This is a genomic window from Curtobacterium sp. MCBA15_001, assembly GCF_001864835.1.
Taxonomy (GTDB): Bacteria; Actinomycetota; Actinomycetes; order Actinomycetales; family Microbacteriaceae; genus Curtobacterium.
This window is the reverse complement of the sequence record NZ_MJGI01000027.1, coordinates 71,883-87,719: the sequence shown is the minus strand read 5'-3', so window position 1 is coordinate 87,719 and position 15,837 is coordinate 71,883. Positions and strand designations below refer to the sequence as shown.

At 70.1% G+C, this 15,837-nt stretch carries 16 protein-coding genes; 1 reads left to right on the top strand and 15 read right to left on the bottom strand.

What is annotated here, in order from left to right:
• Window positions 1-4 precede the first annotated feature (4 nt).
• Window positions 5-2,524, bottom strand: coding sequence for an ATP-dependent Clp protease ATP-binding subunit (locus BIU90_RS16385; protein ID WP_071301304.1), 2,520 nt, complete (start codon window positions 2,522-2,524; stop codon window positions 5-7).
• A gap of 172 nt (window positions 2,525-2,696) precedes the next feature.
• Window positions 2,697-3,146, bottom strand: coding sequence for a Clp protease N-terminal domain-containing protein (locus tag BIU90_RS16380; RefSeq protein ID WP_071301303.1), 450 nt, complete (start codon window positions 3,144-3,146; stop codon window positions 2,697-2,699).
• A 98-nt stretch (window positions 3,147-3,244) separates the two neighbouring features.
• Between BIU90_RS16380 and BIU90_RS16375 the strand changes: the two genes are divergently transcribed.
• Window positions 3,245-4,177 carry an NAD(+)/NADH kinase gene (locus tag BIU90_RS16375; protein WP_071301302.1) on the top strand — a complete coding sequence of 311 codons (933 nt, stop codon included), beginning with the start codon at window positions 3,245-3,247 and terminating at the stop codon, window positions 4,175-4,177.
• A 175-nt stretch (window positions 4,178-4,352) separates the two neighbouring features.
• On the opposite strand, the gene BIU90_RS16370 is transcribed toward BIU90_RS16375, so the two are convergent.
• The 13 genes from BIU90_RS16370 to hpt all read right to left on the bottom strand — a co-directional run bounded on the left by BIU90_RS16370 (window position 4,353) and on the right by hpt (window position 15,830).
• Complete coding sequence (locus tag BIU90_RS16370; RefSeq protein ID WP_071301301.1) at window positions 4,353-5,411, bottom strand: sigma-70 family RNA polymerase sigma factor; 1,059 nt, start codon at window positions 5,409-5,411, stop codon at window positions 4,353-4,355.
• A 337-nt stretch (window positions 5,412-5,748) separates the two neighbouring features.
• On the bottom strand, window positions 5,749-5,880 hold the full coding sequence (locus tag BIU90_RS19195) for a hypothetical protein (RefSeq protein ID WP_302847400.1): 132 nt from the start codon (window positions 5,878-5,880) through the stop codon (window positions 5,749-5,751).
• Between the two features lie 70 nt (window positions 5,881-5,950).
• Window positions 5,951-6,154, bottom strand: a complete 204-nt coding sequence (locus tag BIU90_RS16365) for a hypothetical protein (RefSeq protein WP_071301300.1) — start codon at window positions 6,152-6,154, stop codon at window positions 5,951-5,953.
• A gap of 40 nt (window positions 6,155-6,194) precedes the next feature.
• Entirely contained in the window at window positions 6,195-7,721 is a 1,527-nt protein-coding gene (gene lysS / locus BIU90_RS16360) for a lysine--tRNA ligase (RefSeq protein WP_071301299.1), read from the bottom strand.
• A gap of 98 nt (window positions 7,722-7,819) precedes the next feature.
• Window positions 7,820-8,512: a Rossmann-like and DUF2520 domain-containing protein gene (locus BIU90_RS16355; protein WP_254787091.1), complete on the bottom strand. Its 693-nt coding sequence runs from the start codon at window positions 8,510-8,512 to the stop codon at window positions 7,820-7,822.
• Window positions 8,509-10,278, bottom strand: a complete 1,770-nt coding sequence (locus tag BIU90_RS16350; protein WP_071301297.1) for a PH domain-containing protein — start codon at window positions 10,276-10,278, stop codon at window positions 8,509-8,511. The genes BIU90_RS16355 and BIU90_RS16350 overlap by 4 nt, the downstream gene beginning before the upstream one ends.
• Window positions 10,279-10,286: 8 nt before the next feature.
• On the bottom strand, window positions 10,287-10,808 hold the full coding sequence (locus BIU90_RS16345; protein WP_071301296.1) for a PH domain-containing protein: 522 nt from the start codon (window positions 10,806-10,808) through the stop codon (window positions 10,287-10,289).
• Between the two features lie 16 nt (window positions 10,809-10,824).
• Window positions 10,825-11,304: a DUF3180 domain-containing protein gene (locus BIU90_RS16340; RefSeq protein ID WP_071301295.1), complete on the bottom strand. Its 480-nt coding sequence runs from the start codon at window positions 11,302-11,304 to the stop codon at window positions 10,825-10,827.
• Window positions 11,301-11,858 carry a 2-amino-4-hydroxy-6-hydroxymethyldihydropteridine diphosphokinase gene (folK, locus tag BIU90_RS16335; RefSeq protein ID WP_071301294.1) on the bottom strand — a complete coding sequence of 186 codons (558 nt, stop codon included), beginning with the start codon at window positions 11,856-11,858 and terminating at the stop codon, window positions 11,301-11,303. The genes BIU90_RS16340 and folK overlap by 4 nt, the downstream gene beginning before the upstream one ends.
• Window positions 11,855-12,244: a dihydroneopterin aldolase gene (gene folB / locus BIU90_RS16330; protein WP_071301293.1), complete on the bottom strand. Its 390-nt coding sequence runs from the start codon at window positions 12,242-12,244 to the stop codon at window positions 11,855-11,857. The genes folK and folB overlap by 4 nt, the downstream gene beginning before the upstream one ends.
• Window positions 12,241-13,125, bottom strand: a complete 885-nt coding sequence (folP, locus tag BIU90_RS16325) for a dihydropteroate synthase (protein WP_083404031.1) — start codon at window positions 13,123-13,125, stop codon at window positions 12,241-12,243. Before folP ends, folB begins: the two co-directional genes overlap by 4 nt.
• Window positions 13,126-13,131: 6 nt before the next feature.
• Window positions 13,132-15,120 (bottom strand): ATP-dependent zinc metalloprotease FtsH, encoded by a 1,989-nt coding sequence (gene ftsH, locus BIU90_RS16320; protein ID WP_071301292.1) that lies wholly within the window; start codon window positions 15,118-15,120, stop codon window positions 13,132-13,134.
• A 158-nt stretch (window positions 15,121-15,278) separates the two neighbouring features.
• Complete coding sequence (gene hpt / locus BIU90_RS16315) at window positions 15,279-15,830, bottom strand: hypoxanthine phosphoribosyltransferase (RefSeq protein ID WP_071301501.1); 552 nt, start codon at window positions 15,828-15,830, stop codon at window positions 15,279-15,281.
• Window positions 15,831-15,837 lie beyond the last annotated feature (7 nt).

Genomic DNA, 15,837 nt, shown 5'->3' with positions numbered 1-15,837 from the left:
GGTCCTAGGACTCGATCTCGCCCTGCGGGGTCTCCGGCGTCTTCTCGAGCGACGGAGCACCGGCGAGGACCTCTTCGCGACCCGGCTGACGCCCGGTCTCGAACTCGAACTTGCCCTCGCGGAAGTCCACCTTCACGTGGTCACCCGCGGTGAGCTCACCCTGCAGGATGTGCTCGGAGAGCTGGTCCTCGACCTCGTGCTGCATCGCGCGGCGCAGCGGACGAGCACCCAGGGCCGGGTCGAACCCGACCTTGATGAGCTGCTCCTTGGCCGGCAGCGTCAGCTCGACGGTCATGTCGCGGTCGAGCATCCGGTCGGACAGACGCTTCACGAACAGGTCCACGATCTGCAGCAGTTCGGACTGCGACAGCTGCGGGAACACGATCGTGTCGTCGACGCGGTTCAGGAACTCGGGCTTGAAGTGCTTCTTCAGCTCCTCGTTCACCTTCGCGCGCATCCGGTCGTAGCCGACGCCCGAGTCACCCTCGACCTGGAAGCCCACCGGGCCACCGGCGATGCCCTGCGAACCGAGGTTCGTGGTCATGATGATGACGGTGTTCTTGAAGTCGACGACGCGGCCCTGACCGTCGGTCAGGCGGCCCTCTTCGAGCACCTGCAGCAGCGAGTTGAAGATGTCCGGGTGGGCCTTCTCGATCTCGTCGAACAGGACCACGGAGAACGGCTTGCGGCGCACCTTCTCGGTGAGCTGGCCGCCCTCCTCGAACCCGACGAACCCGGGAGGGGCACCGAACAGGCGCGAGACGGTGTGCTTCTCACCGAACTCCGACATGTCGAGGGAGATCAGTGCGCCCTCGTCGTCGAACAGGAACTCCGCGAGCGCCTTGGCGAGCTCGGTCTTGCCGACACCCGTGGGCCCGGCGAAGATGAACGAGCCCGAGGGGCGGTTCGGGTCCTTGAGGCCGGCGCGGGTGCGGCGGATCGTCTTGGAGAGGGCCGAGATGGCTTCTTCCTGACCGATGACGCGCTGGTGCAGGGCCTTCTCCATGAAGACGAGACGCGAGGTCTCCTCTTCCGTGAGCTTGAACACCGGGATGCCCGTGGCCTGGGCCAGGACCTCGGCGATGATGCCCTCGTCGACGGTGCCGGACGCGGCGACGTCACCGGCACGCCACTGCTTCTCGAGGCGGAGCCGCTCGCCGAGCAGCTTCTTCTCCTCGTCGCGCAGGCTGGCGGCCTTCTCGAAGTCCTGCTCCTCGATCGCGGCTTCCTTCGAGCCACGGACCGTGGAGATCTTCTCGTCGAACTCGCGGAGCTCCGGGGGGGCGGACAGGATCGACAGGCGCAGGCGGGCGCCGGCCTCGTCGATCAGGTCGATCGCCTTGTCGGGCAGGAAGCGGTCCTGCACGTAGCGGTCCGCCAGGTTCGCCGCCGACACGATCGCGCCGTCGGTGATGGACACCTTGTGGAACGCCTCGTACTTGTCGCGGAGGCCCTTGAGGATGTTGATGGTGTGCGGCAGCGACGGCTCGTTGACCGTCACCGACTGGAAGCGGCGCTCGAGGGCTGCGTCCTTCTCGAAGTGCTTGCGGTACTCGTCGAGCGTGGTGGCACCGATCGTCTGGAGCTCACCACGAGCGAGCAGCGGCTTGAGGATCGACGCGGCGTCGATCGCGCCCTCGGCAGCGCCGGCACCGACGAGCGTGTGGATCTCGTCGATGAAGACGATGATGTCGCCGCGGGTGCGGATCTCCTTCGTGACCTTCTTGAGGCGCTCCTCGAAGTCACCGCGGTAGCGGGAACCGGCGATGAGCGAACCGAGGTCGAGCGAGTAGAGCTGCTTGTCCTTGAGCGTCTCGGGGACGTCGCCCTTGACGATGGCCTGCGCGAGGCCCTCGACGACGGCCGTCTTGCCGACGCCGGGCTCACCGATCAGGACGGGGTTGTTCTTGGAGCGACGGGAGAGGATCTGCATGACCCGCTCCATCTCCTTCTCGCGCCCGATGACCGGGTCGAGCTTGCCGTCGCGCGCCGCCTGGGTGAGGTTCCGACCGAACTGGTCGAGGACCTGCGAACCCTGCTGCGCGTTCTGCTGCTGCTCGCCGCCGACGGCGACCGCTTCCTTGCCCTGGTAGCCAGAGAGGAGCTGGATGACCTGCTGGCGGACACGGTTGAGGTCCGCGCCGAGCTTCACGAGGACCTGGGCTGCGACACCCTCGCCCTCGCGGATCAGGCCGAGCAGGATGTGCTCGGTGCCGATGTAGTTGTGGCCGAGCTGCAGCGCCTCGCGCAGGGACAGCTCGAGCACCTTCTTGGCGCGCGGCGTGAACGGGATGTGCCCGGTCGGCTGCTGCTGGCCCTGCCCGATGATGTCCTGGACCTGCTCGCGGACGGCATCGAGCGAGATGCCGAGCGACTCCAGCGCCTTGGCGGCGACGCCCTCGCCCTCGTGGATGAGGCCGAGGAGGATGTGCTCGGTGCCGATGTAGTTGTGGTTGAGCATCTTCGCTTCTTCTTGAGCGAGGACGACAACACGACGGGCTCGGTCGGTGAATCTCTCGAACATGTGCTCTCCCTTGCCGGACCCGTGGGAGTCCGGTGACGTACATCGAGCGTAACCAGCGCTGCCCGTCCAGGCTGCCCCTGTTCGCCGTGGGCGTGACCTCGATCGCCCGCAGTGCGCGCATCGGCGGCGAGCGCGACGGGTCGGCGGCGGGCGGCGCGAGGGAGCGGCGGCGTCAGTGGCGGGCGGCGCGGCGGAGCGCTCGGCGGAACCGGCGGGGCTCGACGTCGAGCCGGTCGAGGACGTCGTGCGCGGCACCCATGAGCGGGTCGTCGACACCGTCGAGCACGGCCAGCAGGACGTGGTGCGGTCGGACACGCTCGTGCGGCCCGGCGATCTGGGCGGACCGCGCGAGGACGCGGGCGCCGGCAGGGGTGCAGGTGACACGGTCCTCGTGCCCGGGGTAGGGCGGGACCCCGGCGCCGACGAACACCCGGATGGCCTCGCGGACGCGGGCAGTCGTCACGCCGTGGCGCTCCAGGACGTCGCGCAGCCGTGGCATGCCACTGCACAGGAGGACAGCGGCGACGAGCAGGTGCTCCGCGTCGACGAACCCGAACCCGGAGTCTCGCGATTCGTGTTCCGCGAGCAGGACGACCTCGCGGCCGTGTTGGACGGTGGGCACGCTGAGGGAGAGGGTTGACGGCCGCATCCATACAGAATATTGCATACGGCCGGATTTGAGAACCCTTCGGGTCAGGTCAGCCCGGTAGCATCCGGCGCATGGAGCAGCCCGTCGTCGGTCTCGTCGTGCACCCGACCAAGAACGTGCAGGAGTCCGTCGCGACCCTGCAGCGCTGGAACTCCTCCGGCCTTGGCCGCCTGGTCGCCCGACGCATCGACGCCGCCCGGATCGGCGCGACGATCGACGTGGTCGAGGACGAGGACTTCACCGAGATCGTGGACCTCGTGGTCGCACTCGGTGGTGACGGCACGATGCTCGGCGCCATGCGACTGGTCGCCCGGCGGCCGGTCCCGGTTCTGGGCGTCAACCACGGCAACGTCGGGTTCCTGGTGGAGATCGAGCCGCCGGAACTCGAGGCCGCGCTCGAACGGCTCTCAGCGGGCGACTACCAGCTCGAACCGCACCACGCGCTCGAGGCGAAGCTGTCCTGGAGCGGCGCCCGCACCGACTACCTCGCGTTCAACGACCTGACGATCGTCCGGCGTCCCGGTGCCGGTCAGGTGTCCGCCGACCTCAGCGTGGGCGGCTTCGGGTACGGCTACTACCGCGCCGACGCCATCGTCGCCGCGACACCGGCGGGGTCCACGGCCTACAACTACGCCGCCGGCGGACCGGTCCTCTCCCCCGCGCTCTCCGGCTCGGTCGTCACCCCCGTCGCCCCGATGGCCGGCATCGACCGCGCCGTCGTGCTCGCCGCGCGGGAGCGCTACCGCTTCGACATCGCCGAGGGCACCCGGAGCGCGGCGCTCGAGGTCGACGGGCTCGTCGTCGGCGAGGTCGCGACGGGTGCCCAGATCGACATGCGGCTGCGCAAGGACGCGGGCAGCGTCGTCCGACTCGATGCGGAGCGGCACGGACGGACCGGACGCGTGAAGCTGAGCCTGCTCGACCTGCCCGTCCGGCCGGACCAGCTCGTCGAGCTCATCCCGAGCGACCTGCGGCAGAAGCTGCGGCGCGACGCCGAGGACTGAGCGCGCCGCCGAAGCCGCGCGGCGTCTGCGCGCCGACCGTCCCCGGACATGGATGTGGCCCGCCCGAGCTGTGCTCGGACGGGCCGTCCCATCACCCCACCGGATCGTCTTCCCACAGAACGACCCGGTTCCCCGAGTCGACGTCGCAGTGGACGCCGACCGAAGCCTTCGTGCGCTACTCGGTCAGGTAGAGCTGCATGTCCTGCGAGACCGCCTTGGCGAAGAGCCGCAGCTTGGCGCGGGACTCGACGCGGCTGACAGCCTGACGCGTGGTGTGCACGATCTTCGAGATCTCGTCCAGCGTCATGGGCTTGTCGTCGTCGAGGCCGTAGCGCATGCGGATCACGTTCGCCTCGTCGCTCGGCAGCTCCGCCACGATGGAGCGGATGTCGCGGTGCAGGAGCGTGGTCTCGGTGAGCTCGTTCGGCGACGCGGCGTCCTCGTCCTCGATGAAGTCGCCGAGTTCGCTGTCGTCGGAGTCGCCGACGACGGTGTGGATCGACACGGGCTCGTGCGAACGGCCCTTGAGGTCGACCAGTTCCTCGACGCTCATGCTGAGCTCGGCGGCGACCTCTTCCGGCATCGGCGCACGGCCGAGGTCCACGGTCAGGTCGCGCTCGGTGCGGGAGATCTTGTTGATGAGCTCCACCGTGTGCACCGGGATGCGGATGGTGCGCGCCTTGTCGGCGAGGCCACGGGAGATGGCCTGACGGATCCACCAGGTGGCGTACGTCGAGAACTTGTAGCCCTGCGTGAAGTCGAACTTCTCCACCGCACGGACCAGGCCGAGGTTGCCTTCCTGGATCACGTCCATGAAGGGCAGGCCGCGCTGCGAGTAGCGCTTGGCGATGCTGACCACCAGGCGGAGGTTCGAGGTGATCATCCGCTCCTTGGCACGCTCGCCGTCGCGGACGAGCCACTTCAGCTCGCGCTGCAGGGCCTTGGGGAGACCGGCTTCGGTCACCAGCTTCTCGCCGGCGAACAGGCCCACCTCGATGCGGCGGGCGATGTCGGCCTCTTCCTCAGCGGTGAGGAGGGCCAGACGACCGATGTGGCGCAGGTAGTCACCGACCTGGTCGACCGATGCACCGCGGACCCCGGCGAGCTGCTCGTCCGCTTCGACCTCGGCCACGGTGTCGAGGGTGGTGCTCTCGACCTTGGTGGGCTCGGCCTTGGCGGTGGCCTTCTTCGTCCGGCGCGAGGTCGTGCTCGGTGTTGTCGTTGCGATCGTCATGTGACTCTCCCTGCATTGACGGTGACGGCGGTGGGTGAGACCAAGTAGAGCGGTCCCGAGGTGTACCCCACAAACGGAACCGAATGATTCCCAGGCATCTCCGTGCTTCATCGTGGGGGCCGCCCCCCACGGGGTACACCGTGCCGTCAGTCTGCCGCAGGTACATCCGCACGAGCAAGGGGATGTCGCCGGTTTTCCGGTGGTACGGAGGGAGTTCTTGCATCAGCGCAAGCTTGTACCCCGGGGTGCAGCGCTTCGTGGACAAGGAAAAGGGGTACGTCGAACCGGATCACGTCGATCCGGTCGCCGTACCCCGAACAGCAGGCAGGTCGCGACCTCACCAGGAGGGTTCGAGCCACCCCTCGCGACGCTTCGAGACCTCGAGGTCGGCGTCGCGGTCGTACTCGTCGTACTCGCTCTCGATGTCGCCGACGAGGCTGCGGGTACGGAACAGCTGGGTGATGGACATGGCGTCGATGCTCACACCGGACGGCAACGGGCGTGTGAACGCGCGGCGACGCGCAGACGTCGGGTTCCGGCTACTCCGCGGAGGCGGGTGCGGGTGCGGGAACGCCGTGCTCGCGCTCGAACCGCGCGCGCTCTTCTGCCTCGACCTTGGCGTACGCGGCGCGCTCGGTGCGGTCCGCCCGCATGATGGCGCGCATGACGAACCAGAACACGAGGCCGACCACGACGGTCGGCGTCAGGGCGAAGATGATCCCGGTCACGACTCCATGCGGCACCCGAGCATCCTAACCCCGGCGCCGATGACGTCAGCTGGGACTACTTGACCAGCGGGAACAGGATCGTCTCGCGGATGCCCAGGCCGGTGATCGCCATCAGGAGCCGGTCGATTCCCATGCCCATGCCGCCCGACGGGGGCATCGCGTGCTCGAGCGCACGCAGGAACTCCTCGTCGACGCGCATCGCCTCGGGATCGCCCCCGGCCGCCAGCTTCGCCTGCTCGACGAACCGCTCGCGCTGCACGACCGGGTCGACCAGCTCGGAGTACGCCGTGCCGAGTTCGAAACCGCGGACGTACAGGTCCCACTTCTCGACGATGCCCGGGCGGGTGCGGTGTTCGCGGGTGAGCGGTGAGGTGTCGACCGGGAAGTTCATCACGAACGTGGGGCGGTCGAGCGAGTCGATGACGAAGTGCTCCCAGAGCTCCTCGACGTACTTGCCGTGCGTGGCGTGGGCGACCTCGACGCCCTCGGCCGCCGCGAGCTCCTGCAGCTCGGCCAGCGGCGTCTCCGGCGTGATCTCCCGCCCGGCCGCCTCGGACAGCGACCCGTACATGTCGATGCGCGGCCACTCGCCGCCGAGGTCGTAGCTCGACCCGTCGGGCAGGGTGACCTCGAGCGGTCCGCCGGTGACCGCGCGCGTGGCGTTCTGCACGAGCTCCTGCGTCAGGTCGGCCATCTGTTCGTAGTTGCCGTACGCCTGGTAGGCCTCGACCATCGCGAACTCGGGCGAATGCGACGAGTCGGCGCCCTCGTTGCGGAAGTTGCGGTTGATCTCGAACACCCGGTCGATGCCACCGACGACGGCTCGCTTCAGGAACAGCTCTGGCGCGATGCGCAGGTAGAGCTCGGTGTCGAACGCGTTGGAGTGCGTGACGAAGGGCCGGGCCGAGGCGCCGCCGTGCTGGGTCTGCAGCATCGGGGTCTCGACCTCGAGGTACTCGTGCGCCGTGAAGGTCTCACGCAGCGACGCCATCACGGCGGCACGGGCACGGACGGTGGCGCGGGCCTGGTCGCGGACGATCAGGTCGAGGTAGCGCTGACGGACCCGGGTCTCCTCGCCGAGCTCGTTGTGCAGGTTCGGCAGCGGCAGGATCGCCTTCGCCGCCATCGCCCAGTCGTCCACCATCACGGAGAGCTCGCCGCGGCGCGAGGAGATCACCCGTCCGTGCACGAACACGTGGTCACCCAGGTCGACGAACTCCTTCCAGCGCGCGAGGGACTCGTCGCCGACCTCGGCCAGGGACACCATCGCCTGGATGCGTGCGCCGTCGCCGGACTGCAGCGTCGCGAAGCAGAGCTTGCCGGTGTTGCGCGAGAACACGATGCGGCCGGCGACGCCCACCACGTCCTGGGTCTCCTCGCCGGTCTCCAGGTGCTCGTACTGCGCGCGGACCGCGGGGATCGTCGTCGTGATCGGCAGCTCGGCGGGGTAGGCCTGCACGCCGGCGTCGAGCAGTCGCGCCCGCTTGTCGAGCCGGACCTGCCGCTGCTCACTCGTCTCCTGCTCGGCCAGGGCGGCGGCGTCGGCGATCGCGGTGTCGGTGGTGGCGGTCTCGTCGGTCATGCGGGTGCGGCTCCGGAGGTCGTGGGGGATCGCATCGATGGTACCCGCCCGCGTCCGCCGTCCCGTGCCCCGCGTGCGAGGGCGGGCGGCGCGCGCGGCTACAGCGTCGACTGGCCGTCGGCGGCGGCGAGCGCGTTGTCGACCGCTGAACGGACCAGGGCGCCGAGCACCCGTCCGGGGTGCTCGACCCCGATGCCCGACAGCGTTCCCGCCGACTGGTCGACGATCGCGGTCGAGAAGCTCACCGCGGCGCGCACGGCATCGGCGTACGCGGGGCGGTCCTGCTCGGTGACGACGAAGGGCTCCGCACCCATCTCGACGACGAGCGCCTGGGCGATCGGCAGCACGGGCGCCGGAGCGGTGACCGCGCAGTAGGCATCACGCAGGCGGGCGAGGTCGACGCTCGTGCCGGTGAACGCCATCGCGGGGTGGATCGCGAGTGGGATCGCGCCGGCGGCCATGGCGGGGGCGAGGACACCGACGCCGTGGTCCGGGCTCGTGTGCACGACGAGCTGCCCCGGCTGCCAGATCCCCGCGTCGGCGAGCCCCTGCACGAGGCCGGCGAGCTGGTCGTCCGGCACCGCGAGCAGCACGAGTTCGCTCCGCTCGACCAGTGCAGGGGTGTCGATCACGGGGACGCCGGGCAGCAGGGCCTCGGCGCGGTCGAGGCTGTCCTCGGAGACGGCGGTGATGCCGACGACCGCGTGCTCGGCGTTCGCCAGTGCGGCTCCCAGCACGGGTCCGACCCGTCCGGCGCCGACGACGCCGACGCCCAGGCGACCGGCCCTCACCGCACCGCTCCGGGCGCTGGCACGTCGGTCCACCCGACAGGAGGCTCGGTGTGGCTGGCCCACGGCCCGTCACCCTGGCCGGACGGTCGCGCTGGCAACGTGTCGGCGGCGACCCGGGCCTCCTGGCCGGACGCGCCGGACCCACGCCCGGACCGCCAACGGTGCGAGGTGTCGGTCGCTGCGGCCTCGACCGCACGCGACGATGCCTCGGACCAGAGCTGCTGGGCGTCACGGGCGTCGAGCGCGCCGATGGCCGCGGTGACCGGCCCGTGCACGGTCTGCACGTGCACGGACGCCAGCCGCAACAGACGGTCGACCGGGCCCTGGGAGACCTTGACGCTCTGCACGCGGGGCAGCGGCACGACGACCAGGCTGCGCCACACGGCCCCGAGCCGCAGCAGCACGGCACCCTGCACGAAGCGGTACCCGTTCCGGCGGGCGGACAGCGGGCGGAGCCAGCGGCCACGACGGGGCGAGTGCCGGAAGCCCCCCTGGTCGCCGGTGGTGGTGAGGCTGTCGTCGACGACGCTGACGGCCTCGGCGGATCCCTCGCGCAGCAGGTCCTTCGATGCCTGCGGCCCGACGACCGCGCTGCCGACCAGGGACGGCAGGATGATCTCGAGCACCTGCCGGACGTCGGCCGCGGTGCCGACGGGCAGCACGATCGACGAGACCTGCTGGTTGCTCGATGCGCCGTTGCCGGCGTTCGTCGCCCGGTTGATCCGGATGTCCCACCAGCCGAACGGCCGCCAGAGCAGGGGCTGCGCGACGCTCACGGCGTGGATGCGGCCGGGCGGCAGCGTCTCGTTCGACGTCGACACGAGACCGAAGCCGATGCGGATGCCGTCCCGGGTGTCGGCGATCGTGTACTGCAGCGACTTCGAGAACTTGCGGACGTAGTAGCCGCCGGCGCCGATCACGGCCGGGAACAGCGACACGAGCAGGAAGTACTCGCCGGTGACCGCGATGCTGATGATGATCGCGGCGATGACCGCCAACAGGAACACCGTCGTGCCGGAGAGCACCATCGACGCGATGAGCCGCCCGGGGTGCACCTTGACGATCCGCGTCGCACGCACGGCCCCGGCGTCCAACTCTGGCGACAGGAACTCATGCACGCGGTCGGAGACGATGCCCTCGGAGTCGTAGCGCGGGCGGTCGCTCTGCCCGTCGGCCTCGTCCTCCTGCGCTCCGGACGCCAGCACCAGGATGCGCTGCCGCAGGTCGTCGCCCGCCTTCGCCCCGAGGTAGGCCAGCTGGACGTTGGCGTCGTTGCCCGCCTGGGCGATCTCGAGCTTCGCGGTGCCGAACAGCCGTGGGATGAGCGGCCGCGAGACGTTGATGCCCTGGATCCGGTCGAGCCGCGCCTTGCGGTGGTTGCGGAACAGCACCCCCGAGCGCACCTCGACGATCTCGCCCGTGACGCGGAACTCGTGCATCCGCCACGACAGCCAGAACAGGCCGATGAGCACGACCAGGAAGCCGACGATGCCGAGCAGCACCCACCCGACGGCACCGTGCTCGTAGACGTAGCGGACGGGGTCGCCGTCCTCTTGTGGTCCGCCACCGGGGATCACCATCTCGACCAGGGTGTCGCGCAGGTTGTTCACCAGGATGCCGAGCACGACGATCAGGAAGATGCCCCCGCGCAGCAGCGGGGTGAGCGGGTGCAGCCGGTGCCACTCGCCGTCGGTCAGGGGCGCGGCCGCAGCGGCGTTCCCGCGGCGTGCGGGTGCCGGGGGCGGCGGGCCGGGCTTGAACGTCACGGTGGCTCCTAGAGCCCGGCGCGGCGGGACTCGGCGAGCTCGACGAGCTGGTCGCGGAGCTCGTCGGCGTGCTCGGCGGGGATGCCCGGGATGCGGACGTTCGTCGACGCGGCGGCGGTCACGAACTTCAGTTCGCTCATCCCGAGCGCGCGGTCGAGCGGCCCGCGGTTGACGTCCACCAGCTGCAGCCGGCCGTACGGCACCGCGGTGAAGCGCTGCCACATCAGGCCCTTGCGGAGCACGAAGTCGTCCTCGCGCAGGGCGTAGCCGATCGCGCGGACCCGGCGCGGCGTCAGGATCGCGGTGATCACCGTGGCGATGCCGACGGCCACGGCGATGCAGGTCCAGACGAGCCCGGCGGTGTCCGACGGGCCGCCGTTCAGCACCGCGAACAGCACGCAGCCCGCCGTCACGACGACGCCGGCCAGCACGGTCGTGACGAGTTCGGTCCACACCAGCTTGGCGGACACCCGGGTCCAGGTGATGCCGGTCAGGCCGAGGCCCGGCTCGTCGAGTCGTTCGCGCGGCATCGGGCCCTCCAGGTGGTCATCGTGCCGTGGTGCCACCCCGCGGGTCGTCGCGGTCGTCGTCGTCCGGTGGGGCGATGCACATGCGCTCGGCGACGAGGGCGCACACGGTGAGCACGATCCCGCCGCCGACCGCCAGGACACTCGGCAGTGTCGAGCCTAGCGAAGGCACGACCGAGCGGGTCAGGAGGTACACGAGCAAGCCGAGCGCGAAGGTGCCGAAGAGCACACCGCAGATGCTCGATGCCTTCGCGAGCACGACGACGCGGGTCGCGTAGATCGGGTCGACACGACGACCGGCGTCGCCGCGGGCGTGCCGCCGGACCGGGACCGCCAGGGCGATGAGCACGATGCCGATGAACGCCAGCGCGAAGCCGAGGGGGCTGACGAGGATGAGCGCGGGCGCCTGGCGCGAGGCCAGCGCGGCGTTGAGCGCGAAGCCGGCGATGCCCGCGACGACGGCCAGGCTGACGAGGGTGGAGGCGCGGGTCGTCTTCATGAGGCGGCGTCCGTCCCGCTCGCGCTCGGTCGGGAGGCCGTGGTCGCCGGGTCGAGCAGGCGCGGCTCGTCGACGCGCTCGGTGTCGTCGCCGAGCGCGGCCAGCAGGTCGGCCACCGGTCCGCGACCGGGCAGCACGGCGTCGGGGTCGGCGTCGAGCCACGGCGCGAGCACGAAGGCCCGCTCGTGCGCTCGCGGGTGCGGCACGTCGAGGGTGTCGGTCGCGATGTGCTCGTCGCCGTACGTCACCACGTCGAGGTCGAGCGTCCGGTCACCCCAGCGGACGTCACGGGTCCGACCATGCTCGTCCTCCACCCGGCGCAGGGCGTCGAGCAGGTCCTGGGCGCTGAGCTCGGTGTCGACGACCACGACGGCGTTCCGGTAGCGGGGCTTGTCCGTGTCCAGGCCGTCGAGCGTCAGGGCGACGGACTCGACCTCGTGGCTCGACGCCACGGCGGTGACCCCGGGCAGCGCGGCCACGGCGGTCGCTGCGGCTCGCAGGGTGCTCCCCCGGTCGCCGAGGTTGGCGCCGAGTGCGACGACGGCGCGGGTCACGCGGCGTCCGGAGCGACGGTCGTCCGCGTGCGTTCGCGGCGGATCGTGATCGAGACGTCGGTGAACGGCACCGTGATGGGTGCCTGTGGCTTGTGCACGGTGACCTCGGTCGCCAGGGCGGCGTCGTGCGTGAGGACCGCGGCGGCGATGCGCTCGGCCAGGGTCTCGATGAGGTCGACCGGGTCGCGTTCGATCTCGGCGACGACCTGCTCGGCGAGCACCCCGTAGTGCACGGTCTTCTCGAGGTCGTCCGGACCGGCGGCCGCGTGGGCGTCGACCTCGACGGCGACGTCGACGACGAAGTCCTGGCCGTCCTGACGCTCGTGGTCGAAGACCCCGTGGTGGCCACGTGCACGGACTCCGACGAGGCGGATGGTGTCGTTCACGATCGAGCTGCCCTCCAGGCTTCCCAGACGTCGAGCACGGCGCGGGTGGGTGCCGGGTCGTGCACGCGCACGCCCCAGGCCCCGCGCTCGGCTGCCAACAGGCTGATGGCGGCGGTCGCGAGGTCGCGGTCCGCCGGTGGTGCGCCGACCGGGCTGCCGATGCCGTCGAGGAACCGCTTGCGCGACGCCGCGACGAGCACGGGCAGACCGATCGAGGCGAAGCGTTCGTAGCCCGCCAGGATCTCCCAGTTCTGCACGCCCTGCTTGGCGAACCCGAGCCCCGGGTCGATGACGACCTGGTCTTGACGGACCCCGAGGACGATGAGCTCGGCGACGCGCATCTCGACCTCGCGCCGGACCTCGTCGACCGCGTGCGCGTAGACGGCGTCGCGGTACATCCGGTCGCTGTGCCCGCGCCAGTGCATCACGACGAACCCGCACCCGGTCGCTGCGACCACGCGCGCCATGTCGTCGTCGGCCAGCCCACCCGAGACGTCGTTGACGATCGCGGCACCGAGCTCGACGGCCCGTTCGGCGGTCGAGGCGTTCATCGTGTCGACGCTGACGGGGATGCCTTCGGCCACGAGCTGCTCGACGACCGGCAGCACCCGCTGCTGCTCGACCTCGACCGGGACACGCTCGGCACCCGGGCGGGTGGACTCGCCGCCGACGTCCACGATGTCGGCCCCACCGGCGACGAGGTCCCGTGCGTGCGCGACGGCTGCGTCGTAGGCCGCGTGCAGTCCACCGTCGGAGAACGAGTCGGGCGTGACGTTGAGGATGCCCATGACCCGGGTGCGCCCGTTGCTGGGCACACCCGGGTCACGGCGACGGCCAGCCACGGCGAGGCGGCGGTCCCGTCGCGTCGGGAGGTCGGTCATGCCGGCCTAGGCGGGAGCGATGCCGGGGTTGCCGAACGGACGGTGCCGCGGGGTCTTCGACGGCTCGCGGTCGCTCGACTCGGCGGCCGTGTTGGCTGCCTTGCCGGGGACGTCGATCGCGGGCAGGTTGCTGACCGGGCGCTTGTCGCTGGAGAGCCACTGCGGGCGCTCCGGGAGCTTGCGGACGTCCTTGAAGATCTCGACGAGCTCCGGGGCGTCAAGCGTCTCCTTCTCGAGGAGCTCACCGGCCAGGCGGTCGAGGATGTCGCGGTTGTCGTTGAGCACCTGGTAGGCCTCGTCGTGGGCGGCTTCGAGCAGCGCACGGGTCTCGGCGTCGACCGTCTCGGCGATGTTCTCCGAGTAGTCGCGTCCCGTGCCGCCGCTCATGTCACGACCGACGAACGGCTCGCTCGAGCCCGACCCGAGCTTGACGGAACCGACCGCCTGGCTCATGCCGTACTCGGTCACCATCTTGCGTGCGGTGCCCGTGGCCTTCTCGATGTCGTTCGACGCACCCGTCGTCGGGTCGTGGAAGACGATCTCCTCGGCGACGCGGCCACCCATGGCGTAGGTGAGCTGGTCGAGCAGTTCGTTGCGCGTGACGGAGTACTTGTCCTCGAGCGGGAGCACCATCGTGTAGCCGAGTGCCCGGCCGCGCGGCAGGATCGTGATCTTCGTCACCGGGTCGGTGTGCCGCATCGCAGCCGCCGCCAGGGCGTGGCCGCCCTCGTGGTAGGCCGTGATCAGGCGCTCCTGGTCGCTCATGATCCGGGTCCGACGCTGCGGGCCGGCCATCACACGGTCGACGGCCTCGTCCAGCGCGCGGTTGTCGATGAGCTGCGCGTTCGATCGGGCGGTGAGCAGGGCGGCCTCGTTGAGGACGTTCGCCAGGTCAGCGCCGGTGAAGCCCGGCGTCTTGCGGGCGAGGAGCTCGAGGTCGACGCTCGCAGCGAGCGGCTTGCCCTTCGCGTGCACCTCGAGGATCTGCTTGCGGCCGGCCAGACCCGGGGCGTCGACGCCGATCTGGCGGTCGAAGCGGCCCGGACGCAACAGCGCGGGGTCGAGCACGTCCGGACGGTTCGTCGCGGCGATGAGGATGACGTTGGTCTTGCCGTCGAAGCCGTCCATCTCGACGAGGAGCTGGTTCAGCGTCTGCTCACGCTCGTCGTTGCCGCCACCGATGCCGGCGCCGCGGTGACGACCGACGGCGTCGATCTCGTCGATGAAGACGATGGCCGGCGAGTTCGCCTTGGCCTGCTCGAAGAGGTCACGGACACGGCTGGCGCCGACACCGACGAACATCTCGACGAAGTCCGAGCCGGAGATCGAGTAGAACGGCACGCCCGCCTCGCCGGCGACGGCGCGCGCGAGCAGGGTCTTGCCAGTTCCGGGAGGGCCGTACAGCAGCACGCCCTTGGGGATCTTGGCGCCGACGGCCTGGAACTTCGCCGGCTCCTTGAGGAACTCCTTGATCTCGTGGAGTTCCTCGATCGCCTCGTCCGAACCGGCGACGTCGGAGAAGGAGACCTGCGGGTTCTCCTTGTTGTTCATCTTCGCCTTGGACTTGCCGAACTGCATGACCTTCGAGCCGCCGCCCTGAGCGCTCGAGAGCAGGAACCAGAACAGGCCGAGGATGAGCAGGAACGGCAGGAGCGTCAGGATCAGCGAGACGAACCAGTTCGACTGCTGGACGGTGTCGTTGTAGCCCTTGGGCAGGTCGGCCTTGGCGATCGCGTCCACGACCTCGGCACCACGCGGCGTCGAGTAGTAGAACTGCTCGGTCGTGCCACCGTCCTTGAGGGTGAGGTCGACCCGCTGCTCGGTGGAGTTGACCACCGCGGAGGAGACCTTGCCGTCCGAGAGCTGCTCGAGCCCCTTCTGCGTGTCGATCTGCTGCGTGCCGGACTGGCTGATGAAGGCCCATCCGATCCAGATCCCCACGAGTGCGATGAGCACGTAGAGGTACGGCCCGCGGAGGATGCGCTTGAAGTCCATGTGATCCGGGCGCCAGGGCCCGAGCCTTTCTCTGCCGAAAGTTGCGTGCTCGCCAGCATACGGCCGCGATTCTGTGGCGAGAATGGGTGTCCTCTGCGGGCGAACTGCCGGTTCGCCCACCGGCGACCGGGTCCGTCGACGAAGAACTCCGGGTTCGTCTACGAGTAGATGTGCGGGGCGAGGACCCCGATGCCGCGCAGGTTGCGGTAGCGCTCGTCGTAGTCGAGGCCGAAGCCCACCACGAAGGCGTCCGGGATGTCGAAGCCGACGTACCGGACGTCGACCGCGACCTTGGCAGCCTCGGGCTTGCGCAGCAGCGTGACGATCTCGACGCTGGCGGCCCCGCGCGACTCCAGGTTCTGCTTGAGCCAGGACAGCGTCAGACCGGAGTCGATGATGTCCTCGACGATGATGACGTCACGCCCGTGCAGGTCGGTGTCCAGGTCCTTGAGGATCCGCACCACACCGGACGACTTCGTTCCGGAGCCGTAGGACGACACCGCCATCCAGTCCATCTTCGCCTGCAGCGTCAGGTGGCGGGAGAAGTCCGCCATGACCATGACCGCGCCCTTGAGGACGCCGACGAGCAGCGGGTCCTTGTCGGCGTAGTCCCGGTCGACCGCCGCGGCGAGCTCGGCGATCTTGTCGTCGAGCTGCTCGGGGGTGAAGAGCACTTCGGAGAGGTCGTCCTGCACGTCGGAGAGTTCCACCACGCCA

Bases quoted from the DNA above. Each gene is read 5' to 3' on its own strand.
- BIU90_RS16340 (WP_071301295.1), bottom strand. From the start codon at position 11,304: ATGAAGACGACCCGCGCCTCCACCCTCGTCAGCCTGGCCGTCGTCGCG.
- BIU90_RS16375 (WP_071301302.1), top strand. From the start codon at position 3,245: ATGGAGCAGCCCGTCGTCGGTCTCGTCGTGCACCCGACCAAGAACGTG.
- ftsH (WP_071301292.1), bottom strand. From the start codon at position 15,120: ATGGACTTCAAGCGCATCCTCCGCGGGCCGTACCTCTACGTGCTCATC.
- BIU90_RS16385 (WP_071301304.1), bottom strand. From the start codon at position 2,524: ATGTTCGAGAGATTCACCGACCGAGCCCGTCGTGTTGTCGTCCTCGCT.
- folP (WP_083404031.1), bottom strand. From the start codon at position 13,125: ATGACCGACCTCCCGACGCGACGGGACCGCCGCCTCGCCGTGGCTGGC.
- BIU90_RS16370 (WP_071301301.1), bottom strand. From the start codon at position 5,411: ATGACGATCGCAACGACAACACCGAGCACGACCTCGCGCCGGACGAAG.
- BIU90_RS19195 (WP_302847400.1), bottom strand. From the start codon at position 5,880: ATGTCCATCACCCAGCTGTTCCGTACCCGCAGCCTCGTCGGCGACATC.
- BIU90_RS16345 (WP_071301296.1), bottom strand. From the start codon at position 10,808: ATGCCGCGCGAACGACTCGACGAGCCGGGCCTCGGCCTGACCGGCATC.
- lysS (WP_071301299.1), bottom strand. From the start codon at position 7,721: ATGACCGACGAGACCGCCACCACCGACACCGCGATCGCCGACGCCGCC.